Consider the following 26,173-nt stretch of genomic DNA (forward strand, 5'->3'; position numbering starts at 1 on the left):
AAAAGTATTTTGGATATTTCATAAATATTTTTCTCGTTCTTATACAATGATAGTTAATATTTTCAACTTTTCTCAATTTGAATTAAATCTACAGCAAAGAACTAGTTTAGATCTAGCATCGACTTACTTGTAAACAATTTACCATTATGGACTTAAATTGAAGAATGAAAAAAACTGATCGAAATGACAATGCATTTACGATCAGTTTTTTTATTTCCAGACTCATTCTTATTCTAATGCAATTGATTGCTTCGCTGGCACTTTCAATTTCCATTCGTAAAGCAAGATTGCAGCTACAAGAACAAATCCGATTAACGACGAAAGCCATGCGGTGTTAATCAATAAAATAGCTCCCGCAAAAAGAATTATCCGATTGACAATGTTCACTCGTGAAAGGAAATACCCCTCAAGTGAAATGCCTATGGCATAGACACCGATCAATGCTGTAACAGCCGCGAAAATAATTGTACTTATTGATCCTACTAATATTAAAGCAGGCCCGTAGACAAACATAAAAGGCACGATAAATGCAACGAGTGCCAATCGACAAGAAACAAGGGATACTCTCATCGGACTCGACTGTGCGATACCTGCCGCAGCATAGGAAGCGAGTGCGACTGGTGGCGTAATCGCCGACAATGTACCGTAATAGAAGATGAATAGATGTGCAGCTAGTGCAGGAACTCCCATATCAACCATTGCAGGTGCTGCTAAAATCGCAAGCACTAAATAAGAAGCAACCGGTGGTAATCCCATCCCCATGATGATTGAAGCAACCATCGTTAGTATACAAAGCAGAAGTAAATTTCCACCTGCTAGATCAAGAAGAACACTTGAAAAACGCAGCCCCATTCCTGTCATATCAATAACACCGATGACAATCCCCGCCGAACTACATGCAGCGACGACCATTAAGGACAATCTAATCCCTTCCTGTAGCGCTAACAAAATTTGACGAACAGACATCCACGTTTCTTTTCGAATTAAACAAACAATAGGTACAGAAACAATTGACCAGAATGCAGCATTTGTTGCAGGCATTTGCATAACCATCAATAAGTAAACTAGCAACAAAAGCGGCAACATTAAATGTCCCCTAGTCTTCAATAATTGCTTCAAGTCCACTTTATTTTCAACTTCTGTTGCCTTTAAGCCATCTTTGGCAGCTCGTAAGTCCACCATAATAAAAATAGCTACAAAATACAAAATGGCTGGAATTGCAGCGGCAAGTGCCACTTGCGCATAGCTAATTTGCAAAAAGTCTGCCATTAAGAAAGCAACAGCCCCCATCACAGGCGGCAATATCATTCCGCCTGTCGATGCAACCGCTTCAACTGCCCCGGCAAAGTCTTTTTTATAACCTCCGCGTTTCATAAGTGGTATTGTCAAAACACCTGTTGTGACAACGTTTGCAACCTGACTTCCGCTAATCGAACCAAAAAGTGCACTCGCAACGACCGATACTTTTGCTGGTCCACCACGGAATCGTCCAACCAAGGCGAGTGCAAGGTCCATAAACATCGCACCTGCACCAGAGCGTTCGAGCATTGCGCCAAAAACAACGAATAGAACAATATAGCTCGCCGAAACACCCAATGGAATTCCAAAAATCCCTTGATTTGTTAAACCGATTTGTGTAATGATCCGTTCGAATGAATACCCCGAATGTTGAATCATAAGAGGTAGCTTATCGCCAATAAAGGCATATACAAGAAAAACAATTGCGATAATGGGAAGTGCTACACCAAGCATCCTTCTTGCAACTTCAAGCGTTAGTAGGATGACCAAGACTCCAACTGTTAACGTCAGCGTTGATGGAGCGCTTAACTCTAACGGTAGCTCTAAATATCGGACCGTCATATACGATCCAACACCTAGTGAAAGCATGGCAAGAGTGATATTGATAAAAAGCGAAATCCCTTTTTGCTCCGCTTTCTTATCCTCATCTTTCTTTTGAAAGATTGGATAGATAAGAAAAACTAAAGCAAAAGCCAATCCTAAATGAATCGCCCGTTGTTGAGTAGCCGGGAGTAGTTGGATTCCGCCAGAATATAAGTGAAAGAAAGCCATAACTAAAGCAAGTACTGCTATTATTCCCGCTAGCCATTTTCTCATTTATTCTTGTCCTTTCTGTAAGAAATTAGCCTGCAGTAAAATTACTACTTCACCACAGGCTGCTCTTTGCGTCATTGATTTACTTCGATTCCCACTTCTTGAAAATATTTTTCAGCTCCTGAATGGAAAGGCGTTTTTATTCCGTTTAAGATCGTTTCCTTACTAATGTTCGCGGATGGATGTACTTTCCGAAGCTCTTCTCCGTTTTCCATAATTGTTTTGACAACATTATACACAAGCTCTTCGTCCGTCTTTTCATGTGTATAAATGACGGATTCAAATGCAGCCATTAATGTATCTTCATCCTGACCTGGATACATTCCACTTTCGACATTGACATATGAAAAATACGGATGCTTTTCTACCATTTTCTTCAAAATATCTTCTTCTACTTCAAGAATTCGAATTGGGTACAACTGTGCAAGCTCAGTTACATTCGGATTTGGCAAGCTACCTGGTAATACACCTGCATCGATACTCCCATTTTGAATGCCTTCAATAATTTCCGCATAGCCGATCGGGATATGTTTGTAATCACTACTCTTAACGCCATAACCTTCTTCGAGAACTACGTTAAAAAGGTTTGTTGCTGTCGCTCCCGGAGGTAAGGCACCGATCCGTTTTCCTTTTAAATCTGCCATCGATTTAATTGGCGAGTCTTTTGCCACCACGACATGGTTAACAGTTGAGTTAATCCAGCCTACCGCTTTCAATTCAGGGTGTTCGCCTGGAATTTGCTCAAGTTCTCCCTGTACCGCTTGCGCTAGTGCTTCTCCGGTAAAAGCTGCAAATGCAGGCTTTCCTTGGTTATAACGATCTATCAATAGATTTGTACCTTCGACAACACCACTCATCGCCTCTGTTGTTAAAACAACTCCCGGCATCACATTCGAGTTTTTAAAAATTTGACCAATCCCTGCTGAAATTATATAGTTCGGTCCTCCCGCTCCAGGCGTATACATCGGAACAATTCCGGATACTTTACTACCAGTACCCTCTGCACCTTCTTCAGCCTTCCCACTTCCACACCCCGCAAGGATCAATGCAAGGATAGAAAGAAACATACAGAGTGAATATAGTTTTTTCTTCATCATTAATATCTCCTCCATTCACTAATGATTCATATTTGTAAACGTTTACAAATCAGATCTAAGAAACTGCCTGTTCAATCCGAACAACTTGTAAAATGAGTTATTCATATGCTTCCCAGAACCCACTTAGATGCCTGTGACAAATTCAGGCTACTGTTATTCAATACACTCACTCTTTACTTTTTGTGAATCTACAGTTTCGACAAAACAATCCTCCACTTCTATAAGCTTTAAATCTTCTCTAATAACGATTTCACCCGCATAAACTTTCTTTACTTCTTCGTTCCAACCGGACCGACAACCGTAGGCTCTCTCCGTCCATCTCCTTGCCCACCAATCAAAAACTGCGCGTATCCAAAAAGTGATCTGAATGTAAGTGTGTTAACCAAAGATGATTGATGGGATGTGGAGGAACCTCTGCTTTCAATAGCTGAGTCGTTGTGCCTTCCCCACAATCGATTAAAATTGGCAAATCGTCGAGCCATAGTACTTGTGCGGTCCCTGAACTTTCCAAATCCGGACGTGGGCTCCCTGTTCCTACCATTCTTACAGCAAGCTTAACCATCAGTATCACTGATCCTTTCAAAAAAGAATAAAGAATACTCACTAGATTCCAACCATCTCAACACCTAAAGACCATATATGTTTTTTCAATTATTTCTTCCGCTGACCATTAATATATAAAATAATATATGATCTAGATAATAGAATATTTGGAATTCCAGTAGAATTCATTGTATATCTTTTAACCATTTTAGTCAAAAGTATTTTGATTATTTTTTAAAATATATTTTTAAACGCTTTTCTTTTAATTAGACTCATCACTTAAAGACTTTCCTTTATTCTGGATTAAACAAAAAAGGAACTGAATTCTTTCCAGTCCCCCATTGTTCTATCTTCCAATACCCATTGTCTTCTTTGCTCGTGCTAGCGGTTATAGATTTCCAGAGATAGCCTTCTCCTGTTTTTGAAGAGCAATCACTTGTAAATCTTGACCAATAACAATTTCTCCGTCAAAGGTACTTGCCGCTTCTTTCAATGTTTCCTCCTCATCAATATTTGGTAAGAAATGTGTCAGGACAACTTTTTTGACACCTGCCTTATGAGCGATCTGGCCTGCTTGAGCAGGTGTACAATGCTCTTTCTGTAAGTTATCCCAGATTTTCTGAAGTTCCGGATTAGTTGTATGACGATAAACAGCCGTTGGTGCCAAAGCCGCATCGATGACTAACAGATCAGCGCCGGCTGCTAAGTCTACTATATTTGGAGTCGGGGCGGTGTCGCCAGAAATCACGACTACTTCTTCGTCTGTTTCGAAGCGATATCCGTATGTTAAAACATTATGAACCATCTGGGCGGCTGTAATTTTCATCGATAACTTAGTAACAATTTCCCCCGGTGCCTCGACTTCAATTATATTCACATCAAGCACACCGTTTCCTGGTCGTCCTAACGATGTTCTGTAAGCGATATCGTCATGGAATAAGTTAAGAATTGTTTCGTGAAAATGCTTCATCCCCTTAGGACCGACAACGGTTAACTCTCTTCTTCCCAACCCCCATCCACCTAATAGAAACTGCCCATACCCAAAAATGTGATCGGAATGTAAATGTGTCATAAACAAATAATGGATGCTCTCCGGTGGAACATTCGCTTTCATAAGCTGAGCGGTCGTCCCTTCTCCACAATCAATAAGGATATGCTGATTTCCTACTGAAAGAAGTTGTGACGGGCCAGAGCGTTCTAAGTCGGGTCTAGGACTCCCTGTTCCAAGCATAGTGACCTTTAAGTTATTCACTTTTTTTCCTCCTCATATACTTAAAAAGTTTTTTCTAACTTGTCAGAATCATAATACTTTTAACCATTTTAGTCAAATGTTTTTTTGTAGATAAGAATTGGTAAGAGAAGACAATTATGTTGTTCATTTTCTTTAAAATGAACTAGAATACCCATCTAACCATATGACCAATTCGGTTTTAAGTTGTATAATGACAAGAAGAAAATCGTAAGGATGGGGATTCAAATGCTAAGACAATTCAACCAAGCACTATCTCAAAAAGAAAAAAGCTTAAAGCAATTATATGTATTAATAAATGAACTGGGGCCTATTTCTAAAAGTGACTTAATTGTGCATACCGGGCTTACCCAAACAACTTGTTCACGGCTGATTGAGGAACTAATAGACCTTCACTTAATTATTGAAAATGGCTTCGGTGAATCAAGCGGCGGTCGTAAACCGCATTTATATGAAATTAAGGCAGATGCATATCATCTATTTGGGATTGATATCTCTCGTACGTATACAAAAGTTTTATTAATGGATCTTCGCTTTAACATTAAGGCCGAGGCACGCTTAAAGATGGATAAGACAAGTACTCCCGACGTTACCATCCATTTCATTGAGGAAAAAATTAAGGATATGCTACGTGAACACCGACTTGAAACGAGGGATATTCTAGGTGTGGGCATTGGGGCAATTGGTCCGCTCGACCGTCAGCGTGGAATGATTTTAAATCCCGTCGACTTCCCTTCCCCAGGATGGGTGGATGTACCGATTAACGACATTTTAAGTGAACGACTAGGGTTTGACGTTGTCATCGATTACGGAGTAAATACGGCGTTGCTAGCAGAATATAAAAATGAGCTTTTTAAATCCTATAAAAATGTGGTCTATGTCATAAAAGGAGTTGGGAACCGTTCAAGCATCATTTTGGACGGACGATTAGCACGCGGATCAGATAAATTAGGAATGTATGGCCAAGGACATATGGTTGTCGATATAAACGGACGTAAATGTATTTGCGGAGGATATGGGTGTGTGCATGCGTATTCTTCCATGAGCGCGATAAAAAAAGATGTCATTGATAGTTTGAGATTAGGTAAAGACTCCATTCTTAAAGATTGGATCAATAATATTGAAGAGATTCAATTTGAAGATATCTGTGAGGCTGTAAATGAAAACGATCCGTTATGTTGCCGAATTATAAAAGATGCGGGCTATTATGCTGGCGTCGGTCTATCTAATTTAATCACCGTGCTTCAACCCGACTTGGTCATCTTAAGTGGACCAACGTACACTCACATGGATTTATTTTACGATACAGTCACCGAACTGGCCTCTAAGCGAAGTAAAGTGATCTATCCTGACCATACAATTACCTTTTCCAAGGGGAATCTTGGTGAAAATGCGACCGCAATCGGTGCCGGAGGAATGGTATTAAGCTATTTTCTAGAATAAATGAACAGAAATGTCCGTTAACGTTAAAAAATTAACGGACATTTTTTTGCGTTTGAGTAAAATGTTTGTGAGTGACTCAATAGGAACAGCTCTCACTAAATTGAAATCCTAGTTCGAATTTAGTGGGAGCGGAAGGATAGCGATAGTGCGGTAAGCTTCAAGGCGTGAAAAAGAGGCTCTCTTTGTGAAATTACCTTTAAGTCAAGATGGAATTAGGATGTCTAAGCGTTTCAATGGCCGCACATGTACAAGCAAATCACCCAAAACTACTTGACTCAATCTTTTTAACCTCACTTTAAACCGAAATGGATATAAGTATGGTACAATGAAAGAAATGAAGTCTAAAGGAGAAGACTCTATGAAAATCAAATGGAAGCTACTTTGGGCAATTTTCGTTACGTTTTTCAAAATTGGTCCTGTAACTTTTGGTGGTGGATATGCAATGATCCCTTTGATCGAGAGAGAGGTCGTTACTAAAAGGAACTGGATAAAAGCTGAAGATGTGGCAGATGTCTTTGCAGTAGCAGAATCGGTTCCCGGAGCAATCGCCATTAATTCTGCTACATTTATCGGTTACCGTATTGCGGGGCCTCTCGGGGCGATTGTTGCAATGTTCGGTATACTTACTCCCACTTTCTTTATTATTATCGCATTAAGTATTTCTTATCTTTATTTTAGTGATAATCCCAAAATGATAGCAGCGTTCGAAGGAATACGTCCCGCGATTGTCGCATTGATCAGCTTTGCAGCTTACAAAATTGGACAAATGGCAATTACAGATAAAACGACTTTAGTGACGGCATTCATAACCGTTGTTTTACTGCTCACTTTGCCAATCCACCCAGCGGTTATTATTCTTTGCGGAGCCTTAGCCGGTATCCTCCTTGTATTAACAAAAAAGAAACTTGGACACGAGGTACATCTAGGAGAATAAAAATAAGCACATCTTAATACAGATCGGCGCAATAGTTTGACATGTAAATCAGCACAGGCTGTAGAGAGGTGTTCTTGCAATAGAATACGAAATGGAAAGTAGGTGAATCGCTACATGATTTTTTGGGAACTATTTAAAACTTTTTTCATCATCGGGCTTGTCTCCTTTGGTGGAGGCTATGCAATGATTCCTGTCATCGAACTGGAGGTTACTGAACACGATTGGATGACGTTACAAGAGTTTACAGATATCATTGCAATTGCCGGCATGTCCCCTGGACCGATCGCTACAAACAGTGCCATCTTCGTCGGTTATCAAACTGCCGGGCTTCTTGGTGCGGTTGTGTCTGCGCTCGGAATGATACTGCCATCGTTATGCATCATTCTATTGATTTCCATGTTCTTTAACAAAGCCAATAAACATCGTACTGTACAATCCGCTTTTTACGGGCTCCGCCCTATAATCGTTGGCTTGATTGTCTATGCTGCCATAAAATTTGCGCTTTCTAACCAACTAATTGGAACAATTTCCACACATACATTCAGCTTATTATGCATATTCGCATTATCACTCCTCGCACTCGTTAAATTTCGGGTACATCCCGCCTTCGTTATTATGAGTGCTGGTGTGATAGGAGTGATTTTATACTAAGAAATTTGTAAATTGTATATGTCAAATAGCAGCCAGATGTATTACCTCTTTAATTTAGGTGAATTGTTATCTAAAACAATCAAAAAGGCAGAACCTCTTGTAATTTGGCTCCGCCTTTTTTCAACACTATTACATGTTTACTTCATCTATTCCAAACGCATTGAACGAGTAAAAATCTTCGTGATACAGGAAGCCTTTTCAGGCGTGGGCGTCTTCTGTAGCTGACGCTTCGCTTTCAGTACAAAAACATTTGCCAAATGGAGATAAATCAGATGTTCACACTACGCACACTTTTGTTTTCTTCCACTTTTTTAACATTCCCCAATTTTACTAAGTCTTCATTATCTATTTCTAGATAAGTTAACGTCTTACCAGTAATTCCAAAAAACATCGTCAATAAAGGACATAACAAGCAAAAGAAGGCGAAAGGTAAATACTCTACAACTGAAACGCCTAGAACACCTGCGATAAATACACCGCAAACACTCCATGGCACTAATGGGTTTACAACAGTTCCAGCGTCTTCTGCCACCCTGGACAAATTCAAATTTCCTAAACCTACTTTTTTATACTGGGATTGGAAAGTCTCTGTTGTTAATAGAATTGACAAATATTGTTCCCCTACCAAGACGTTAATCCCGATAGCTGATAAGGCAGACGCTACAATGACCGAACTCACTTTTTTCAATAATTTTTCTACAGAAGCAAGTAATCTCGGAATGATCCCTAGCGTAAAGAGCAAACCACCCATACTTAAGGCTAATAAGACAAGTCCTATTGTAAAAAACATACTGTCCATACCGCCACGAGTCAATAAACTATCAATTTCTTCTACGCCTGTGTTCGATACAAATCCCCCAAATATAATACCGAACAGTTCTCCAGGCGGTCTTACTTCATTTATAAATGAAAGCCCAATTGCACTCACTGACCCAGCGGCAAGCGCTAATAGGGCAGGCGCTTTTATAATTGAAAAGATTAACAATACAACGATTGGGACGATGCCATTGTACCATTGGACAAGCCCTGTCTCCAAAAGACCTTGTTGAAATACCTCCATTTTTCCAAAATCAGTTACGGTAATCTTCGGTGAGAGAATACCAAACAAGATAAACGAAATGACGAATGCAGGTATCGTTGTCCACCCCATATTCTTAATATGATCGAACAGATCTACATTTAAGATAGATGACGCCATATTCGTTGTGTCTGATAATGGTGACATTTTATCACCAAAAAACGCACCTGAAACAATCGCACCTGCAGTAATGGCAAGCGAAACATCAATCGCGCCTGAAATGCCGATAAAAGCTAAACCGACCGTCCCCACTGTTGTCAGTGAGCTTCCAACACAAATCCCAACAATTGACGAGACAATAAAAACAATCGCAAAGTAGAAGCTTGGTGTAACAAGGTTAAATCCTGCGTAAATGAGGGTAGGTATCGTACCACCCAGCATCCAAGCCGCAATTAAGATCCCGATGAAGAAGAAGAGGATCACTGCGCCCATGCCCGCTTTCGCACCTTCTGTCATTCCGTACTCTAATTGTTTATAGGGGATTTTCTTAAAAAGCCCATAAATGATTAACAGTAACATTGTGATAACTATTGGTATATGCGGCGGCGCGTCAAATAAAATAATACTGGAACTCATAATGACTAAAAAAGTGAATACCAAGAGTAGCGTCTCAGTTAAAGATGGCATTTGTTGAGCTTTTATACGAAACATACAAAATCCCCTTTTCTTTAAGTGATTGCAATTTCTTTTTTCACTGGCGGCATATGGATAGCTTTCCCAGTTAAACCTTCCATCGCTTCTAATATCGTTTCGTTGAAACTTGGGTGTGGATATAATGGAAAATGTAAGTCCTCATCCCGTCCAACCATTTCAAGCGCGGTAATCCCTAAGCTTATTAACTCGACAGCCCCTGCTCCCATTGTATGGAAACCTAAGAGCAAGTCAGTCTCTTCATCTTTAATCACTTTTGTGAGTCCATTCTTTTCATTGGTAATCATTGCATAACCATTTCCGCTGTAGGAAAATTGACTGACCTTCACCTTGTATCCCGCGGCTTTCGCCTCTTCCTCTGTCAACCCAACTACAGCAATCGGTGGAATGGTATGAACAACGGTTGGTAAAAATGTTAAATCTACTTCGCTATTCAGCCCAGCAATCGTTTCTGCCGCCACTTTTCCTTGTTTAATTGCTTTCGCAGCGGACGGTCCCCCAGATGTTACATCCCCAATTGCGAAAACCGTGTTTAGAGACGTTCTCATTTGTTTATCTGTTATAATGAAACCGTCTTCTGTCATTTCAATCTCGAACCGTTCAATCCCCAATGACTTCGTATTTGGCCTTTGCTTCGTCGCAACAAACATATGCGTTCCTGTTACAGATTCTGTTTTGTCTTTTTTGGTCAAGTGAACCGTTACATCTTCAGCAGAAGAGAGTATGTCACCGACTTGAAATCCGCTATATACTTTTATTTTCTGCTTTTTCAATACTCGTTTTAATTCCCTATTAATCGACTCATCAAATAAAAAGTCTTCTTTTTCGTCTACAATAAGAGTTATAGAGGCTCCAAGACTTTGATAACTAAAAGCCACTTCCAATGCGAGAGAATCACTACCGTAAACAATTAATTCCTTTGGCATTTCCGGTAGATTATAGATAGCATTTGCTAATACAACACGCTCGTTTTGTTTAGCTAGAAAATCCGGTGCAACAGGCGTACTCCCTGTAGCAATAATCGCATGTTTGAATTCATACACTTCAAATTGGTGACCTACTTCAACGCCGATTCGATCTTTTGCAGTAAAGTTCGCTTCGCCATAAATGATTTCTATTTTATTTGCAGCGCATAATTTCTCAACGCCTTGTCGCAAGTGAGCAATTGTTCGATCTTTATAGTTCAGTAGCTCGCCATAATCGAACGTCGCTTCACCCGTAGAGATCCCTAAAGACGAGAGATTTGAAAGCGAGGCGTATTCTTTCGCTGCATGGGTGAAAACTTTTGATGGAATACACCCTTCATTTAAACAAACGCCGCCTAGCCTCTCTTTTTCAATTATGGTTACTTGAAGCCCTAATTGCGCTGCACGAATGGCCGCAGTATACCCACCAGGCCCTCCACCGATAATGATCAAGTCACGAGTTTCTACAAATTCCCCTACAACCATTTACACCAGCTCCAGTAATAGCTTTTTAGGTTCTTCTATTAACTCTACAAATCGATTTGTAAATGCAACAGCCGTCGCACCGTCAGCAACACGGTGATCAAAAGAAAAGGATAGGTTCATCATCGAACGAATCGCAATTTCATCATTTTCCATTACAACAGGCACTTTTTTCATTTTATGAAAAGCCATAATCCCTGTTTGCGGATGATTAATAATTGGTGTTGCACCAATACCGCCAATGGGTCCAACATTACTAATTGTAAATGTGCCATTTTGCATTTCAGCCATACTTAAAGTTCCTTCTTGCGCCTTTTTTGTTAACGCTTTCATTTCCTCATGAATTTCACGTAAAGACTTCTTATTCACATTGGATAGAACAGGGACCATCAAGCCATTTTTCGTATCCGTTGCAAGACCAATATGATAGTTTTTAATAAGTCGAATCACATCATTTTCCTCATCGAGCTGCGCATTAAATAATGGATACTCTTTCAAAGCGATGGCAAGTGCTTTGAGGAAAAAAGCAACCGCAGAGATATTATCCCCTGCTTCTTTCAGTTCACTTCGTAATTTAGATAGATTCGTTAAATCCACCTCTTCAAAATGAGTGACGTGCGGGATTGTTTGTAAAGAATGACTCATATTTTTCGCGATTTGTTTACGTATCCCTTTGAAAGGAATCGTACTTGCTGCCTGTTCTTCTCGTATAGTAGCAGCCGGAACGTCCATCATCACGGATTCTTCGACTACCTCCGTTGTAGAAAGTGGTCTATCTACAACGATGCTTTGATAGACATCGTCTTCTGTGATACGTCCCCCAGGTCCCGTGCCTTGGATTTTCTCGATATCGACCCCTTGATCGCGGGCAATCTTTCTCGTATAAGGTGCCGCTAGTATACGTTTATAGTTATTTTCAGGTGGAACTTTTTTTTCAGTCTGTAGCGGAACTACTTGTTTATCTTCGTACTTCGCTTCTTTAGGCACCGTCTTTTCTCGTCCATCATCAATTTCCAAAATAATGTCCCCTACGGATATCGATTCCCCTGTTTCGAAGTGAATTGCCTTAACTGTACCTGCTATTGGCGAAGGGATTTCCGCTACCATTTTATCCGTTTGCAATTCAACTAATGGTTGATCAACCGTTACTTTCTCTCCTACTTGAACAAAAAAATGTACAATTTCCCCTTCATTCAAACCTTCTCCGATATCATGAAATTTTACCTCCATCAGGCCTTTTCCCTCCTAAAAATCGATTACTTTTTGGATTGCATCTTTCACTCGTTTTGGTGTTGGTAAATACTCGTTTTCCAATGAAAACAAGGGAACTGGAACGTCAAACCCTGTCACACGCTCAATTGGCGCTTTCAAATAGAGAAAAGATGTATCATTGATAATCGAAGTAATTTCACTTCCTACACCACCCGTTGCATGCGCCTCGTGAACGATGACAACGCGGCCAGTTTTTTGAACAGACCGGGCAATGATCTCCTTATCGAGTGGATACAACGTCCGAAGATCAATCACATCGCAAGTGATACTTTGTTCTTTCATTTCTTCCACTGCCGTTTGAACAATCGGCATCATGGCACCCCATGCAAGAACGGTGACATCTTCACCTGTTCCAATCTGCTCACCTTTTCCGATTTCTACCGTATACTTTTCCAATGGTACATCCATGCGTTCTCCGCGATACAAACGCATCGGCTCTAAAAATAACACCGGATCCGGATCTTCAATTGCCGCGAGTAACAAGCCTTTGGCATCATAAGCATTCGATGGGCAAACAACCTTGATGCCGGGTAAATGCGTAAAAAGTGCTTCAACACTATCGGAGTGAATTTCCGGTGATCTTACTCCCGCACCATAAGGCGCACGGATTACCATCGGCAAATGATAATGTCCCATCGTTCGAGAGCGAGTACGTGTCACATGCGTGGCGATTTGTTCATAAGCCGGATAAATAAACCCGAGAAACTGGATTTCCACGACAGGTCTTAATCCATTGAGTGCCATCCCTACAGCCGCCCCTACAAACCCAGCCTCACTTAGTGGTGTATCGACAACTCGTTTTTCCCCGAACTGTGCTTGCAGTCCATCAGTTGCTCGGAAAACCCCGCCGTTTACGCCGATATCTTCGCCAAGCAACAACGTATTTTCATCGTCAGCTAGCGCCGTTTTCAAACCGTCATTAATCGCTTGAATAAGAGTAAGTGACTTTGTTTTTCCCACTTGCTCAGCTGCAATTTTCTTTACATTTATGACCATTATTTGACTGACCTCCTTAGCATTTCCTTCTGCTCTGCAATCGTCCAAGTTGGCTCTTCAAAAACATAATCAAACATATCAGCGGGGTTTGGTTTTTCATAAGCCTCCATCCTTGCAATAGCCTCATCAAGTTCATGTTCAATCTCTTGTTTTATTCGTGTAATCCACTCTTCTTCCCACATTTCATTATTTTTCATGAAACGTTCAAGCCGTAAAAGCGGATCTAGATCATCACGCATTTGCTCACTTTTTTCTTGGTCACGATATTTGGATGGATCGTCGGCAGTTGTATGTGCACCAAATCGCCATGTAACCGCCTCAATCAATGTCGGTCCTTCGCCGCGGCGTGCTCTTTCAAACGCTTCGGTTACAGCAAAATGCACAGCGAACACATCTTGCCCATCCACACGGACACCGGGTATGCCATAAGCTTCAGCCTTTTGGGCGATCGTTTCTGAATTCATTTGTTTTTCAATCGGAACTGAAATCGCAAATCCATTGTTTTGATTAAAAAACACAACTGGTGCTTTAAAGACACTCGCAATATTGAGTCCCTCGTGAAAATCGCCTTCTGATGTTGCCCCATCGCCAAAATAAGCGATGGACACATTTTTCGTTCCCTTATACGTTTCCGCCATTGCAGCACCCGTTGCATGAGGTAACTGTGTCGCAATCGGAATGGCCGCTGGAAATATATTTTTCTCTTTTGACGGCACGCATCCCTCAACTCGCCCATTCCAGTGTAGCAACAGCCGATCCAAATCAGCACCGAATGTTAGCGTTGCACCATGGTCCCTGTAAGTCGGAAACATCCAATCATCCGACTGAAGAGCCAACGCACTTCCGACTTGGGAGGCTTCCTGGCCCTCAAATGGCACATACGTCCCAATTCTTCCTTGACGTTGTAAAGCTCTTCCTTTTCTATCGTAGATCCGAAGACGAATCATATGATAATAAAATCGCTTCACTTCTTCTTCCGTTATTTCTATTTCATACGCATTCGGAACCAACTTCCCTGTTTTATCTATAATTTCTAGAAGTGGATATTTTTCTTTCATCATCTTACCTCCAACTTTATATTTTTTGTGGCCTATTATTCACGAATATTCCACTTTGGCCTACGCGTACGAGAAAAGAAATTATTTCGATTTCGATGATCCTCTACTGTTTTTTGACATTTTCGATTTGCTGCCTCTACCGTTGTAATACTATCTAGGTTTGCCTGGCGATAAATATCAAGCAAAGACGTATAAATAGCCTTTGTTTTCAATAAAACACGCTCGTGATTCGGTTCATATAATTCATCAGCTACCTGGATTAGACCACCCGCATTGACGATATAATCCGGCGCATAAAGAATACCTTTTTCATCAAGTACTTTTGCATGCTCCTCTTTATGCAGCTGGTTATTCGCTGATCCTACAATCGCTTTGACTTTTAATTGAGAGATTGTCTGATCATTAAGAATAGAACCCATTGCGCATGGCACAAAAATATCTGCATTCACGCCATATATCTCATCGCTATCGACTACCTTTACAGTTCCACCTAATTCTTCGGCTTTGTTTTGAATGGAGGCAAGAACCTCTTTATGAATATCCGTCACATATAGATCAGCACCAGCTTGTAATAAGTACTCCGCAACTTTATAGCCTACTTTGCCTAATCCTTGAATTGCATACGTTTTGCCTTCCAAACAATCCGTTCCTGAGAGATACTGATTTGTCGCTTGTAATGCATAAACGACACCTTGTGCGGTCGGGACGGACGAATCTCCACTACCCCCATAAGCTTCAGGGATTCCATTAATAAAATTGGTTTCTTTTAACGCGTGGACAAAGTCTTCCATAGTCGTTCCCATATCAGTACCGGTATAGAAACGACCATTCAATGAATCTACATATTGACCAAATGCCCGGAACAGAGCAGGAGATTTATCTTTTTCCGGATCGCCAATGATTACTGCTTTCCCACCACCAAAGTCGAGATCGGCAGCAGCGCATTTATAAGTCATCCCTTCCGATAAACGAAGGACATCTTCCAATGCTTCATCCACGCTTTTGTAAGGATACATCCGAGTTCCACCAAGAGCAGGACCAAGCGTCGTGTCATGGATAGCAATAATTGCTTGTAAACCTGTTGTCGGGTCATTACAAAATACGACTTGCTCATGATCAGCCATTTTATAAAACATGTCCTGCGCTAGCATTCCTGATTTTTCTATTGGTTTCATTGTTCATTCCCCCATGTTAATCTTTTGTTATATCCCAACTCATTAAGCGTGTGACGCATCTTGCTTTTTTAATTTTTTCTGAATGACTTCTTTCGGAAGAATCACTTGCTTTACTTCTCCAACCCCAATTACCCCGTATTCATTTTTTAAAGTTACTTCCGTAACGACCTCGCGTTCACTTACTTCACAAACAACAGCTATCACTTCGACTGTAGAATCCAATCCTGAAGGCGCGATATGTTTGACCGTTACAGCAGCACCCATCCCTTCTTCACCATCTTCCAAATAGGGTAAAATTAGATTTCTAGATACCCACTCCATGTGGTAAACCATCGATACGGTAGAATAAGTTGGATGAACGACTTCCCCTTCAAATTGAGCAAACATTTCCTTCGTCACTTTTATCGATGTTGTAAGTGAATCGCCTATCTTTAGCCGCTTTACCATTATTCTCTTCCTCTCTTAGACTCTTTAATTTCAAAAAATAGCAAATGTAACTCAGTTTTTTGTATCCGCTTACATTAACTGAATACAGTTGCACACGAGAGCCGATGTTCACTTCTAGCCCCTCTTGAATTATTGAACAATTTAATATAATCCGAGTATATTCGGTTAACTGTTAACTGTCAACCGAATATTCCGCAAATAAAAAAATCCTAACCAGACGAAATGGATTAGGATTAATAATAGCTAGTTGTTATCAAGATGCAACAGAACTCCTTCTAGCCCCTTTTTAATATGTAAGCTCATTACTTTTACCGCTTCTTCTTCATTACCTTCATGTAAAATCTTCACAATGCATTCATGTTCTTCAACAAATGTCGGATAAAATTCGCCTTTAATCATGCTATTACGCATATAATGAATTTTGGTTTTAATGACCTCCAATAATTCCATTAATTGCTTGTTTTTCGATGCTTGAATGATCATTGCATGAAACTGTTGATCTAACTGACCCAATTCAACGACTACGCCACGGTTCATTGCTTCTTTTGTTTCTTTGATATTAGTAGCTAGTTGTTCTTTTTCCTCTTTGGATATGTTTTTGATCGCTAGCCGGATCGCTAAGACTTCTAAGCTTTCCCGACATTCAAAAATGTCTATCACGTCTTGCACTGTCGGCTTATAGACGCGAACAAAACCATCGTTATAAATTAGCAACCCGTCTTGGATAAGCATACGAATCGCCTCTCTAACAGGCCCTCTACTTATTCCAAGTTTGCTAGCTACTCGAGCTTCTACCACACGTTCAGAAGGTTTGTACTCACCTTCCATAATCGACTTTTTTATTATATTGTACGCTTGTAAATGAAGCGATTCAGGTTTTATAATACGACTCATCCAGACACCTCTAATCTAACATTTTCTTAAATCACTGTACTGATTTGGTTTACTTCATTTCGACTATGACATAGATAGTATAACAAAACCATCAAACGACATCTATCTATCCATTGTGCCATGCTTTCTATACAAAAGCTTTAGCTGGATCTACTCAAATCCCCTCCTCCAAGCTCAACTTTTCCACAAAATCGACAAATGCTTTGACGATGTTTAATTGCAATGATTCTTCATGAAAAAACATCCAAGTTTTTCGAATAATCGGCATACCATCTTTTGTCTTAATGATAATTTTATGCACGTCTTCCACATCACTCAAAATCATGGTTGGCATGATGGCATAGCCCAATCCATTAACGACCATTTTTTTGCATGTGTCCGCTTTATCCACTTCAATGCTTACTAACGATGGCTTGCTAAAATTTTCATACCACCAATGATCGACGGCTGTTTGCAGCAAAGGATCCGTTCGGTAATCGATCCTCGGCAAGGAAGGCAGATCTTCGATTGTAATCTTCTCTTTCGAAGCAATACATAATGTTTCATCGAATAACAACCGTTTTTGTTCTTTCCAACCGTACTCCCCCTTCACAAAGGCCACATGGACATCCTGATTGTAAATTAAATGAGCAATTTCACTGCTAAAGTCTGTCGTCACCTTGAATTCAATAGACGGGTATTGTTCTTTAAATCGTTTTAACAGATTCGGAAGCTTATAATCCGTGAAAAAATTTGAAACGCCCAACTTCAAAACGCCTTCCACTTTATGATCCATATTTAACACATTTTCTTTTATTTGTTGAAAGGTTGCTAACATTTCTTTTGCACATTTTGCCAAGTATTCCCCTTGCGGTGTAAATTGAACACCACGCCTCCCCCTCACTACAATTTTCACGTTAAACTTTTTTTCTAATTGTTGAAGACGATGGGTCAAGGCTGGTTGTGAAATAAATAATTGCTGGGCAGCCTTTGTAATATTCTTTTCATGATAAAGCGTCGTTAACATAAGCCAATCACGTTCATCCATCATAGGTCCCCACTTTCAGCTATCAATTTTATTTATGCCCAAACATAAAAAAACGATATTTTTTCAATTTCTATTAGTGTACTATACTGAATACAGCAAGCAAATTATTTAGATCAATATACTATCTAATTACTCATCATGAAGGGGGAGGTTGGATTGTCCAAGAAAAAGGAGCTTTTGAAAACATCCCTATTTGTGCTCTTTAGTGGAATGGGAGGCTTTCTTCTATCTTTCACAGGAATTCCTGTCGGTTGGATGATTGGGACGCTTTTAACCGCCACACTGTTATTTATTTTTAAACCAAAGTTTTTAAAAATATCAGCTGATCAAAAAGGGATTCCAAAATATTGGATGGCCATCGGACAATGTATTTTAGGTATTGAGCTAGGGCAAAAAATGAATGATGCTGTGTACTTTATTTTTCTGGAAAACTGGTTGACGATCACGACCATGCTGTTACTGTCTATCATTTTTGCTTTGCTATCGGGACTGGTCTTATGGAAATTCAGTAATCTGGATATGTTGACGAGCTTTTTCTCCACTGCACCCGGAGGATTGTCTACCATCCCAGGCATTGCAGAAGAAGTTGGGGCCAATACAGGGGTTGTCAGTATCATTCAAACGATGCGAATCTTTTTGGTCGTTCTTTCTGTCCCCCTCGTCTTATCGCTTTGGGTCGTCCCCCCCGTGCAAACAGCTGTGCATATCGATGCAGCTTCCATTCCTTTTCAAATGGAGCATCTTCTGGCGACCGCTTTACTCGTCGGGATTGCATGTCTAGGCTACTATCTAGGTGTATTTCTAAAATTTCCGGCTCCATGGCTAATTGGTAGCATGGTCGCGGTTGCGATTGTAAAGTCTTTCAGTTCAATCGTCATCAGCTATCAACTTGTCTCTTGGTGGCCTTCTGTGCTTATCATTTTTTCACAAGTGATCATCGGTGCTAGCATCGGCTCCCGAATTCATAAAGATATGTTTATCGGACTTAAGAAAACGCTAGCCATTTCATTTTTAAGTACCACTTTCCTCATTGTTTCCATGTTCTTTTGCGCTTATCTAACAACACGTATCACCGACTTATCATTCGTAACGTCCGCTTTGGCTTTTGCACCTGGCGGGATCGCCGAAATGACCACCACTGCCATTGTCCTCGATGCAGACTCAACATTTGTCGTCGCAGTCCAAGTGCTACGTGTCATTTCCGTCTGTGTCATACTCCCCCCGTTCTTTAGGCTATTGAATTATTGGGATAATAAAAAAGGAGCACATTCCGAAGCGTCCGCTTAAGTGGATTCATTATATCTAAAAAACAGGTGAAGGAAATGTTTCTCCACCTGTTTTTGAATAATTTATAGACACCTGTATTTTGCAAAACTGAACTGGATCTACTTTAGCTATTTTTCAATGCAACGCTAGTGCTTCGCAATAAAAGAACGATTCCACCCATCAACAGGACAAGAAATCCCCACCCTGCCGAAAAAGCTCCACTTTTATCAATTAAAAATCCAAAAAATGGCGGTATAAACATAACGCCCAAAGAGCTAATTGTAATAGTAATACCCGTGGCAAGACCCGATTCTTCCTTTGGAACAAGCTCCGTGACAATATTCATCCACACGCCATTATAACCGGATATGCAGAAACCAAAAATGAAAATGATCGGCATAATATACAATAGAGAAGTTCCCGGTTGTAAAAGTGTTAATAATAATGCACAGCCTGCTGTGATTAACGTGACCAAGTACATGATAGGCATGCGCTTCCCCTTCATTATGAGATCACTAATCGTTCCCCATCCGACCCTTCCGACAGATCCACCAATTTCGGCAATGACGAGTAAAGCACCAGCTATCACGAGTGAGAAGGATAAGTGTTCAAAGGCGAACAGGACGATATATGTCGTTAAGCAAAGCTGAGCACCTTGTAAACCCATAGCACTTATGCTAATGAGGAGTAACGGTTTATTTTTTAACATTTTGCGAAATTGCTTAGCGAGCGAGATTTTTTCTGGGCTAGCGGTTTTCTCTTCCTTTCCATCAGGATCCTGGTAATATAACGATGAAATGATGCCAATCAGTAGTAATAATCCGCAACTTAAAATCAGTGCCATTCGCCAACCGATCGAATTAGCTAATGGTAATAATACAATTGCCGCTAATGCAGAACCTCCCGTAATCCCCATTTGCTTAATACCCATGGCGATTCCACGTTTCTGCTGTGGAAACCAATAAAGGATTCCCCGATTCGTCGTTGGATGCATCGCACCGTAAGCACCACCAGCAATTACAACAAAGACTAATAATAGTAGAAATGCATTTGACTTGGCTATCATTACAAAACCCAATGCTAAAATAATGGTGACGATTAATAATTGCTTTTTGGAGCCGATTCGATCTACCAAGATACCCGACGGGATTGCGGCAAGCGATTGACCGAAAAACAATGCAGCAGGTAGCATACCGATTTGAGCATGGGTTAATGAAAGATCTTTACTGATCAGGACAGTTAATGGCGCTAAACTTCTACCGACAAATGAGACGATCAACTGAGCCGCTAACAAACAGAGTAACATTCGTCAAGCGGTTGCCAATGGGGATTTTCTCAGTAAGGATATGGAATTCATTTAACATCCTCTCTTTTTATCGTTTTTCCATTATGTAAAAAAGAGAGTGGCTATTTAGTTAGTCGCACTCTCCTTTTGGTTCATTCATTTTATGGACATTGAAACCGTGCCTAAACCATCAAAATCAGCAACAATCGTGTCGCCTGCTTCGAAAGCAATTGCTTCCGACATCGCACCACTCAGTACAATATCTCCTTTTTTCAAACCTTTCCCGCGCGCCCCTAGTTCATTGACTGCCCATGCGATGGCAGTTGCCGGGTGACCTAATACTGCAGCACTTGAACCCGTCTGCTCAACTTTTCCGTTTTTAGACATGACCATCCCGATATTCCCGACATCGATCGTTTCAGGAGAAACCCATTTACTTCCAACAACAAATTTAATGGAAGAACAGTTATCCGCTATGACATCTACTAATGTAAATCGAAAATCTTTATAACGACTGTCAATCACTTCTAGCGCAGGTGCTACACACTTGGTCGCACGCAATACGTCTTCAGCCGTGACATTGACCCCTTGCAAATCTTCCCCTAACATAAATGCGATTTCGGGTTCCGCTTTCGGATGAATGAGTTCTGAAGAATCAACAGGCTCCCACTCCAGCTCAAGCATATCGCTATGTAAATAGCCGTAAATGGCTTCATCCACACCCATCATTTTTTGTTTTGCTTTACTCGTTAAACCGAGTTTCACACCGATCGTTTTTGCACCCTTTTCCTGTAACCTGCGCTCCAACAAACCGTCCTGGATTTCATAAGCTTCCTGGACAGTTAACGCAGGGTAGTCATCCGTTACTTTCGTTACTTCTCGTACATCACGTTCAGCACAATATAAGTAATCAATAATTTCTTTATGGTTATTTTTCACCTGAGTCATTCATTCCACCCTCACTTCATTCTTTTTCGCCAATCAACAATACCCCATCTTCTAGCCTCTTATTCGAAATGGACGGAAACCGAACCAAGTGCACCGAAATCCGCTTTAATGGTATCCCCTGCAGAAACAGCCACAGCACCAGATAACGCACCCGGTAAAATAAGTTCGTCTTTTTTCAATGTAATACCAAAATCATGGAGTTTATTCGCAAGCCATGCAATCGCATGAGCAGGATGACCAAGGGCGGCAGCTCCAGCACCCGTTGCGATGAGCTCATCATTGCTAAACAACACCATGCTGTTTGTGCGTAAGTCAACATTGTTAATTGTTGTCTGTTTGTCACCGACCACAACTTTTGCCGAAGAACCGTTATCTGCCACTGTATCGATCAGCTTAATCTTCCAATCTGCCACCCGGCTATCAATAATTTCAATTGTCGGGACGACATACTTCGTTGCCATCAGAACATCTATATACGTAATGTTTGGTCCAACGAGATCTTCTGATAAGACAAAGCCGATTTCAGCCTCTACCTTTGGAGATATCAAAGAGTCGATGTTAATAGATGCATTATTTTCAATACGCATATCGTCAAATAAGTGACCATAATCAGGCTCGTCAACATTCAGCATTTTTTGCATCGCTACACTGGTTAACCCTACTTTTTTCCCGATTATTGTTTTGCCTTGTTCGACTTTTCTTTTCGCGATTTCCAGTTGAATGCCGTAAGCATCCTCCACTGTCAAGCCCGGATCGCGACTTGTCAAAGGGTCAACTGGTTTACGTGTTTCTTCGGCTTCCAATAGTTCATTCGCAAAATCAATCGTTTTTACAGTCATCTGAACAGCACTCCTTCAAATGGAAAACGAAAGGTAGGCAGTTCATGCTCCTATCTTTCGTCTTCATTTATATTCCTTACTTTTTAATCGTTATTGTTTTCGCTTCTGTATAGAAATCGAAACTATGTCGACCGCCTTCGCGCCCGATCCCGCTCGCTTTCGCCCCACCGAAAGGAGTACGCAGATCGCGGACGTACCAGCAGTTGACCCATAAGAGACCTGAATGGACTTGTGAAGTGACTCGCTGACCACGGCGAAGATCATTTGTCCAGACAACACCCGCTAATCCGTAAATGGAATCGTTCGCAATACGGATGGCGTCTTCTTCCGTTTTAAATGGAATGACGACAGGAACAGGTCCGAAAATTTCTTCCTGTGCTACGCGCATACTATTGTCCACATCATATAAAACCGTCGGCTCGTAGAAGTTTCCTTCAGGCAGATCAGCAACTACTTTACCGCCATAAGCCAGCTTCGCGCCTTCTGCAAGGCCAATTTGTACATAGTCATCAACCGATTTTAAGTGACCACTTGAAACAAGAGCTCCCATATCTGTTGTTTCATCAAGCGGATCGCCGACTTTGATGTTCTTAACGGCTGCAACAAATTTATCTAAGAATTGATCGTAAATACTTTCTTGAACAAGAATTCTTGAACCTGCTAAACAAATTTCCCCTTGGTTGCGGAAAATTGCCTCAATTGAACCCGCAACTGCTTCATCAAGATCTGCGTCTTCAAATACAATATTTGCAGATTTCCCGCCTAGTTCAAGCGAAACAGGAATTAAGTTTTCAGCCGCATTACGCATGACTGTTTTCCCTGTATTCGATTCACCTACAAAAGAAATACGGCGGACAGATGGATGCGTTGCCATTTCTGTTCCTACTGTTCCTCCAGGGCCCGTGATAATGTTCAGCACACCCGGCGGCAATCCTGCTTCGTTCGCGATTTCCCCTAACATCACAGCACTTAACGGTGTATAGGAAGCGGGTTTCACCACAACCGTATTACCAGCAGCTAATGCAGCAGATGCTTTCCATGTCAATTGCATGAAAGGCAAATTCCAAGGAATGATCAGGCTCGTTACACCCGCTGGTGCGTATTGGACATAGGACATATGTTTACTCATGTCATAATGCTCATGAACCATATACTTTGCCATCTCTGCGAAAAAGCGGAAGTTAGAGGCAGCGCGTGGAATATCAAAATCGCGGCTTTCCTTAATCGGCTTTCCGACGTCTAACGTTTCAACGTAAGCGAGTTGGTCCACTTTTTCCATAATCAAGTCAGCCATCTTGCATAAAATTTTCGATCTTTCCTCTACCGGCATATTGCTCCAGACACCGCTCACAAATGTTTTTTGCGCTACGTCAATGGCAAGCTTAGTATCTGCTTGTCCGCCATTTGCGACAGTCGCTAATTTTTTATTTGTAGCTGGATTCAGGGAATCGAACGTTTCTCCTGAAAGTGCATTTACATATTCGCCGTTTATAAAAAGTTTTGCATCTTGAATCTTCTTTTGTTCAGCTACTAATGCTTTTGTCACTGTCGCTCCTCCTTACTCTTCCTCTATTTCAATAATCATCTCGATTTCAATCGCTGTATTATTCGGCAATTGCTGCATACCTACCGCCGAACGTCCATGCTTCCCTTTTTCGCCAAACAGTTTGCCGATTAGATCGGATGCACCATTCATCACTTTAGGCGTGTCCGTAAATTCCTCCGTACAGTTCACCATGCCGAGCACTTTCACGAATTGTTTCACTTTGCTTAATTCGCCAATTTCGTTTTTAACAACGCTTAGTAAGTTCAACATCGATTGTTGTGCAGCTAAATACCCTTCTTCAACCGTTAACTCTCTACCTAGTTTACCGTGATACTGATCCACGCCCTGGCCAGCTGTGAACAATAAATTACCTGTTCGTACACAGCCGACGTAATCTCCATGGGCTGGGCGAAGAGGCGGTAGTTCAAGTCCCAGTTCTTTAAGCCTTTCTTCAGGTGTCAACACTTTTACTTCACTCATCGTTTTACCTCTTCCTTTACCTTAATATTCAAAAACTCAAGCGCGTTCTTGCCCAAAATTGCCTGTCTCTGTTCTTCCGTCAATTCAACTGTGTCATCGATAACTTTACCTGGAGGAATCTCCCGGAGCAGGAATGGATAATCCGAACCCATAACAATTTTTTCATAGCCAAAACGGTCAATTAAATATTTTAAGTTCAAAGGATCATAATTTAAGGAATCAAAATAAAAGTTTTTCGCATAATGACTAGGTGGATGACTCGTTTGACGCAAATGCGGCCAAACTTTCCAGCCCTGATCTAGACGCGGTAAAATGTATGGAAAAGAACCTCCACCATGTGCGAAGCAAACTTTCAATTTTGGAAATTTCTCCATTACGCCACCGTTTATCAAACTTGCTGCTGCAAGTGCGGTTTCACTCGGCATGCCGACTGTATACATAAAATTATGTCTTGGCATCCGCTCTCTTCCTAACGTTTCCCATGGGTGAATGAATAATGGAACTTCCCATTTTTCCGCCATTTCAAAGAACTTAGTAAAAGCAGGATCATCCAAGTTTTCCCCATTTACATTTGTCCCGATTTCGATGCCCTTGAGACCTAGTTCATGGATACAGCGATCCATTTCTCGAATCGAAACTTCGACATCTTGTAAGGGAACAGTGCCCAAACCGACGAAGCGGTCCGGATACTGTTTGACTGTATCTGCAATAAAATCGTTTTGAATTTTTGCCATCTCTTCCGCTGCATGCGGCTCTGCCCAATAAGAAAAAGTGACAGGAATCGGTGATAGGACTTGAATATCGACGCCTTCAGCATCCATATCTTGGATTCGTTTTTCTGGACTCCATACTTGATCCGTCACTTCACGGAACACTTGTCCAGCGACCATAATGTTTGCTCCGCAAGAACAAGTCTTCTCAAGTGTCGGCCACCGTTCACCACCGAACTTTTCAACAAAATCAGGAATGTTTTCAGGAATAATATGTGTGTGAAAATCTACTCGCATTTCCAAAGCCCCACTTCTTCAGACATCACATGTCCGCAGTTTTTACAAGTACGAAGCTCCTCGCTCCCGTTAAATTCTTCAATCGCGCCTTTTACTTGTGTTTCGATATTCGTCAATTGAACTGTTTTACGGTGCATTTCTTGGTCACATTCATCACAGAACCAAACGAAATCTTCAAGTTCACCTTCCGCACGTTTCCGCTCGATGACAAGTCCATATGTGTCTGCGACCCGGTGCGGAGAGTGAGGTACGTTTGCCGGAAGCATGAAAACTTCACCTTCTTTTACCGTAACCACTTCACGTTTACCATTGTTAATCACTTCAACATAGCAATCTCCCTTGATTTGATAGAAAAACTCATCAGAAGGGTCAACGTGGAAGTCACGTCTTTTGTTTGGACCTCCCAAAATCATACAAATGAATTCTGAGTCTTCCCATAGAACTTTATTATTGACCGGCGGCTTTAGTTCGTTCTTATTATCCTCGATCCATTTCACTAAGTTAAAAGCATTTAATTTCGTCATTGTAGATTCAGCCATAATTTTCCAACCTCCAATTGTTTTTTATAGAATTAATTTTCCCAGTCAAGCAACTCTAGCGAAAAGCCTTTCTTTTAGAATGCCTACGCCATGTGATGACCTTTGGTGTATATACAATATAAAGGATTTGAATATTGGATAAAATCCGCTTTTTTCACAGTGTGAAATTTCTAGAATCTTTTTAATAC

General features: G+C 40.9%; 24 protein-coding genes. 4 read left to right on the top strand and 20 right to left on the bottom strand.

The annotated features are described in order from the left end of the window. Window positions 1–228: 228 nt before the first annotated feature. From MHZ95_RS10995 to MHZ95_RS11010, 4 genes are all read right to left on the bottom strand, one after another. Window positions 229–2,115: a TRAP transporter permease gene (locus MHZ95_RS10995; protein WP_239390679.1), complete on the bottom strand. Its 1,887-nt coding sequence runs from the start codon at window positions 2,113–2,115 to the stop codon at window positions 229–231. A 71-nt stretch (window positions 2,116–2,186) separates the two neighbouring features. Beyond that, window positions 2,187–3,206: a TAXI family TRAP transporter solute-binding subunit gene (locus MHZ95_RS11000; RefSeq protein WP_239390680.1), complete on the bottom strand. Its 1,020-nt coding sequence runs from the start codon at window positions 3,204–3,206 to the stop codon at window positions 2,187–2,189. Between the two features lie 337 nt (window positions 3,207–3,543). Next, the gene (locus MHZ95_RS11005) at window positions 3,544–3,771 is read right to left on the bottom strand and encodes an MBL fold metallo-hydrolase (RefSeq protein ID WP_239390681.1); all 228 of its coding nucleotides are present in this window, start codon (window positions 3,769–3,771) and stop codon (window positions 3,544–3,546) included. Window positions 3,772–4,140: 369 nt separating this feature from the next. Further along, window positions 4,141–5,004: an MBL fold metallo-hydrolase gene (locus MHZ95_RS11010; protein ID WP_239390682.1), complete on the bottom strand. Its 864-nt coding sequence runs from the start codon at window positions 5,002–5,004 to the stop codon at window positions 4,141–4,143. A 225-nt stretch (window positions 5,005–5,229) separates the two neighbouring features. Here MHZ95_RS11010 and MHZ95_RS11015 point away from each other — a divergent pair, with 225 nt between their 5' ends. The 3 genes from MHZ95_RS11015 to MHZ95_RS11025 all read left to right on the top strand — a co-directional run bounded on the left by MHZ95_RS11015 (window position 5,230) and on the right by MHZ95_RS11025 (window position 8,029). Further along, window positions 5,230–6,444 (top strand): ROK family protein, encoded by a 1,215-nt coding sequence (locus MHZ95_RS11015; protein ID WP_239390683.1) that lies wholly within the window; start codon window positions 5,230–5,232, stop codon window positions 6,442–6,444. A 358-nt stretch (window positions 6,445–6,802) separates the two neighbouring features. Further along, a complete protein-coding gene (locus MHZ95_RS11020; RefSeq protein WP_239390684.1) occupies window positions 6,803–7,378 on the top strand; it encodes a chromate transporter in 576 nt (191 codons plus the stop codon). A 114-nt stretch (window positions 7,379–7,492) separates the two neighbouring features. After that, entirely contained in the window at window positions 7,493–8,029 is a 537-nt protein-coding gene (locus tag MHZ95_RS11025) for a chromate transporter (protein ID WP_239390685.1), read from the top strand. Between the two features lie 268 nt (window positions 8,030–8,297). On the opposite strand, the gene nhaC is transcribed toward MHZ95_RS11025, so the two are convergent. The 9 genes from nhaC to MHZ95_RS11070 all read right to left on the bottom strand — a co-directional run bounded on the left by nhaC (window position 8,298) and on the right by MHZ95_RS11070 (window position 18,075). Beyond that, window positions 8,298–9,758 (bottom strand): Na+/H+ antiporter NhaC, encoded by a 1,461-nt coding sequence (gene nhaC / locus MHZ95_RS11030; protein ID WP_239390686.1) that lies wholly within the window; start codon window positions 9,756–9,758, stop codon window positions 8,298–8,300. 17 nt (window positions 9,759–9,775) lie between these two features. Continuing rightward, window positions 9,776–11,209, bottom strand: a complete 1,434-nt coding sequence (gene lpdA, locus MHZ95_RS11035; RefSeq protein WP_239390687.1) for a dihydrolipoyl dehydrogenase — start codon at window positions 11,207–11,209, stop codon at window positions 9,776–9,778. Beyond that, complete coding sequence (locus tag MHZ95_RS11040) at window positions 11,210–12,436, bottom strand: dihydrolipoamide acetyltransferase family protein (RefSeq protein ID WP_239390688.1); 1,227 nt, start codon at window positions 12,434–12,436, stop codon at window positions 11,210–11,212. A 15-nt stretch (window positions 12,437–12,451) separates the two neighbouring features. After that, entirely contained in the window at window positions 12,452–13,474 is a 1,023-nt protein-coding gene (locus MHZ95_RS11045; RefSeq protein ID WP_239390689.1) for an alpha-ketoacid dehydrogenase subunit beta, read from the bottom strand. Next, entirely contained in the window at window positions 13,474–14,532 is a 1,059-nt protein-coding gene (pdhA, locus tag MHZ95_RS11050) for a pyruvate dehydrogenase (acetyl-transferring) E1 component subunit alpha (RefSeq protein WP_239390690.1), read from the bottom strand. Before pdhA ends, MHZ95_RS11045 begins: the two co-directional genes overlap by 1 nt. A gap of 35 nt (window positions 14,533–14,567) precedes the next feature. Continuing rightward, window positions 14,568–15,707 (bottom strand): Leu/Phe/Val dehydrogenase, encoded by a 1,140-nt coding sequence (locus tag MHZ95_RS11055; protein WP_239390691.1) that lies wholly within the window; start codon window positions 15,705–15,707, stop codon window positions 14,568–14,570. Between the two features lie 42 nt (window positions 15,708–15,749). Further along, on the bottom strand, window positions 15,750–16,154 hold the full coding sequence (locus MHZ95_RS11060; RefSeq protein WP_239390692.1) for a thioesterase family protein: 405 nt from the start codon (window positions 16,152–16,154) through the stop codon (window positions 15,750–15,752). A 243-nt stretch (window positions 16,155–16,397) separates the two neighbouring features. Beyond that, window positions 16,398–17,048, bottom strand: coding sequence for a GntR family transcriptional regulator (locus tag MHZ95_RS11065; protein WP_239390693.1), 651 nt, complete (start codon window positions 17,046–17,048; stop codon window positions 16,398–16,400). A gap of 154 nt (window positions 17,049–17,202) precedes the next feature. Next, window positions 17,203–18,075 carry a LysR family transcriptional regulator gene (locus tag MHZ95_RS11070; protein ID WP_239390694.1) on the bottom strand — a complete coding sequence of 291 codons (873 nt, stop codon included), beginning with the start codon at window positions 18,073–18,075 and terminating at the stop codon, window positions 17,203–17,205. Window positions 18,076–18,231: 156 nt separating this feature from the next. Here MHZ95_RS11070 and MHZ95_RS11075 point away from each other — a divergent pair, with 156 nt between their 5' ends. Beyond that, window positions 18,232–19,362: an AbrB family transcriptional regulator gene (locus MHZ95_RS11075; protein WP_255726731.1), complete on the top strand. Its 1,131-nt coding sequence runs from the start codon at window positions 18,232–18,234 to the stop codon at window positions 19,360–19,362. A gap of 103 nt (window positions 19,363–19,465) precedes the next feature. Here the strand turns inward: MHZ95_RS11075 and MHZ95_RS11080 are convergent, their stop codons facing one another. The 7 genes from MHZ95_RS11080 to MHZ95_RS11110 form a co-directional block, all read right to left on the bottom strand. Next, window positions 19,466–20,635, bottom strand: coding sequence for an MFS transporter (locus tag MHZ95_RS11080; protein WP_239390695.1), 1,170 nt, complete (start codon window positions 20,633–20,635; stop codon window positions 19,466–19,468). Window positions 20,636–20,782: 147 nt separating this feature from the next. Next, entirely contained in the window at window positions 20,783–21,574 is a 792-nt protein-coding gene (locus MHZ95_RS11085; protein WP_239390696.1) for a 2-keto-4-pentenoate hydratase, read from the bottom strand. 59 nt (window positions 21,575–21,633) lie between these two features. Further along, the gene (locus MHZ95_RS11090) at window positions 21,634–22,413 is read right to left on the bottom strand and encodes a 2-keto-4-pentenoate hydratase (protein WP_239390697.1); all 780 of its coding nucleotides are present in this window, start codon (window positions 22,411–22,413) and stop codon (window positions 21,634–21,636) included. 76 nt (window positions 22,414–22,489) lie between these two features. Continuing rightward, entirely contained in the window at window positions 22,490–23,959 is a 1,470-nt protein-coding gene (locus MHZ95_RS11095) for an aldehyde dehydrogenase (RefSeq protein WP_239390698.1), read from the bottom strand. A gap of 12 nt (window positions 23,960–23,971) precedes the next feature. Next, complete coding sequence (locus MHZ95_RS11100) at window positions 23,972–24,439, bottom strand: RidA family protein (protein ID WP_239390699.1); 468 nt, start codon at window positions 24,437–24,439, stop codon at window positions 23,972–23,974. After that, window positions 24,436–25,446 (bottom strand): amidohydrolase family protein, encoded by a 1,011-nt coding sequence (locus MHZ95_RS11105; protein WP_239390700.1) that lies wholly within the window; start codon window positions 25,444–25,446, stop codon window positions 24,436–24,438. The genes MHZ95_RS11100 and MHZ95_RS11105 overlap by 4 nt, the downstream gene beginning before the upstream one ends. Then, entirely contained in the window at window positions 25,437–25,985 is a 549-nt protein-coding gene (locus MHZ95_RS11110) for a 3-hydroxyanthranilate 3,4-dioxygenase (RefSeq protein WP_370643012.1), read from the bottom strand. Before MHZ95_RS11110 ends, MHZ95_RS11105 begins: the two co-directional genes overlap by 10 nt. Between the last annotated feature and the right edge of the window lie 188 nt (window positions 25,986–26,173).

This window comes from Sporosarcina sp. ACRSM (assembly GCF_022346545.1).
GTDB lineage: Bacteria > Bacillota > Bacilli > Bacillales_A > Planococcaceae > Sporosarcina.

Bases quoted from the DNA above. Each gene is read 5' to 3' on its own strand.
- MHZ95_RS10995 (WP_239390679.1), bottom strand. From the start codon at position 2,115: ATGAGAAAATGGCTAGCGGGAATAATAGCAGTACTTGCTTTAGTTATG.
- MHZ95_RS11000 (WP_239390680.1), bottom strand. From the start codon at position 3,206: ATGAAGAAAAAACTATATTCACTCTGTATGTTTCTTTCTATCCTTGCA.
- MHZ95_RS11005 (WP_239390681.1), bottom strand. From the start codon at position 3,771: ATGGTTAAGCTTGCTGTAAGAATGGTAGGAACAGGGAGCCCACGTCCG.
- MHZ95_RS11015 (WP_239390683.1), top strand. From the start codon at position 5,230: ATGCTAAGACAATTCAACCAAGCACTATCTCAAAAAGAAAAAAGCTTA.
- MHZ95_RS11020 (WP_239390684.1), top strand. From the start codon at position 6,803: ATGAAAATCAAATGGAAGCTACTTTGGGCAATTTTCGTTACGTTTTTC.
- MHZ95_RS11025 (WP_239390685.1), top strand. From the start codon at position 7,493: ATGATTTTTTGGGAACTATTTAAAACTTTTTTCATCATCGGGCTTGTC.
- nhaC (WP_239390686.1), bottom strand. From the start codon at position 9,758: ATGTTTCGTATAAAAGCTCAACAAATGCCATCTTTAACTGAGACGCTA.
- lpdA (WP_239390687.1), bottom strand. From the start codon at position 11,209: ATGGTTGTAGGGGAATTTGTAGAAACTCGTGACTTGATCATTATCGGT.
- MHZ95_RS11040 (WP_239390688.1), bottom strand. From the start codon at position 12,436: ATGGAGGTAAAATTTCATGATATCGGAGAAGGTTTGAATGAAGGGGAA.
- MHZ95_RS11045 (WP_239390689.1), bottom strand. From the start codon at position 13,474: ATGGTCATAAATGTAAAGAAAATTGCAGCTGAGCAAGTGGGAAAAACA.
- pdhA (WP_239390690.1), bottom strand. From the start codon at position 14,532: ATGAAAGAAAAATATCCACTTCTAGAAATTATAGATAAAACAGGGAAG.
- MHZ95_RS11055 (WP_239390691.1), bottom strand. From the start codon at position 15,707: ATGAAACCAATAGAAAAATCAGGAATGCTAGCGCAGGACATGTTTTAT.
- MHZ95_RS11060 (WP_239390692.1), bottom strand. From the start codon at position 16,154: ATGGTAAAGCGGCTAAAGATAGGCGATTCACTTACAACATCGATAAAA.
- MHZ95_RS11065 (WP_239390693.1), bottom strand. From the start codon at position 17,048: ATGAGTCGTATTATAAAACCTGAATCGCTTCATTTACAAGCGTACAAT.
- MHZ95_RS11070 (WP_239390694.1), bottom strand. From the start codon at position 18,075: ATGGATGAACGTGATTGGCTTATGTTAACGACGCTTTATCATGAAAAG.
- MHZ95_RS11085 (WP_239390696.1), bottom strand. From the start codon at position 21,574: ATGACTCAGGTGAAAAATAACCATAAAGAAATTATTGATTACTTATAT.
- MHZ95_RS11090 (WP_239390697.1), bottom strand. From the start codon at position 22,413: ATGACTGTAAAAACGATTGATTTTGCGAATGAACTATTGGAAGCCGAA.
- MHZ95_RS11100 (WP_239390699.1), bottom strand. From the start codon at position 24,439: ATGAGTGAAGTAAAAGTGTTGACACCTGAAGAAAGGCTTAAAGAACTG.
- MHZ95_RS11105 (WP_239390700.1), bottom strand. From the start codon at position 25,446: ATGCGAGTAGATTTTCACACACATATTATTCCTGAAAACATTCCTGAT.
- MHZ95_RS11110 (WP_370643012.1), bottom strand. From the start codon at position 25,985: ATGGCTGAATCTACAATGACGAAATTAAATGCTTTTAACTTAGTGAAA.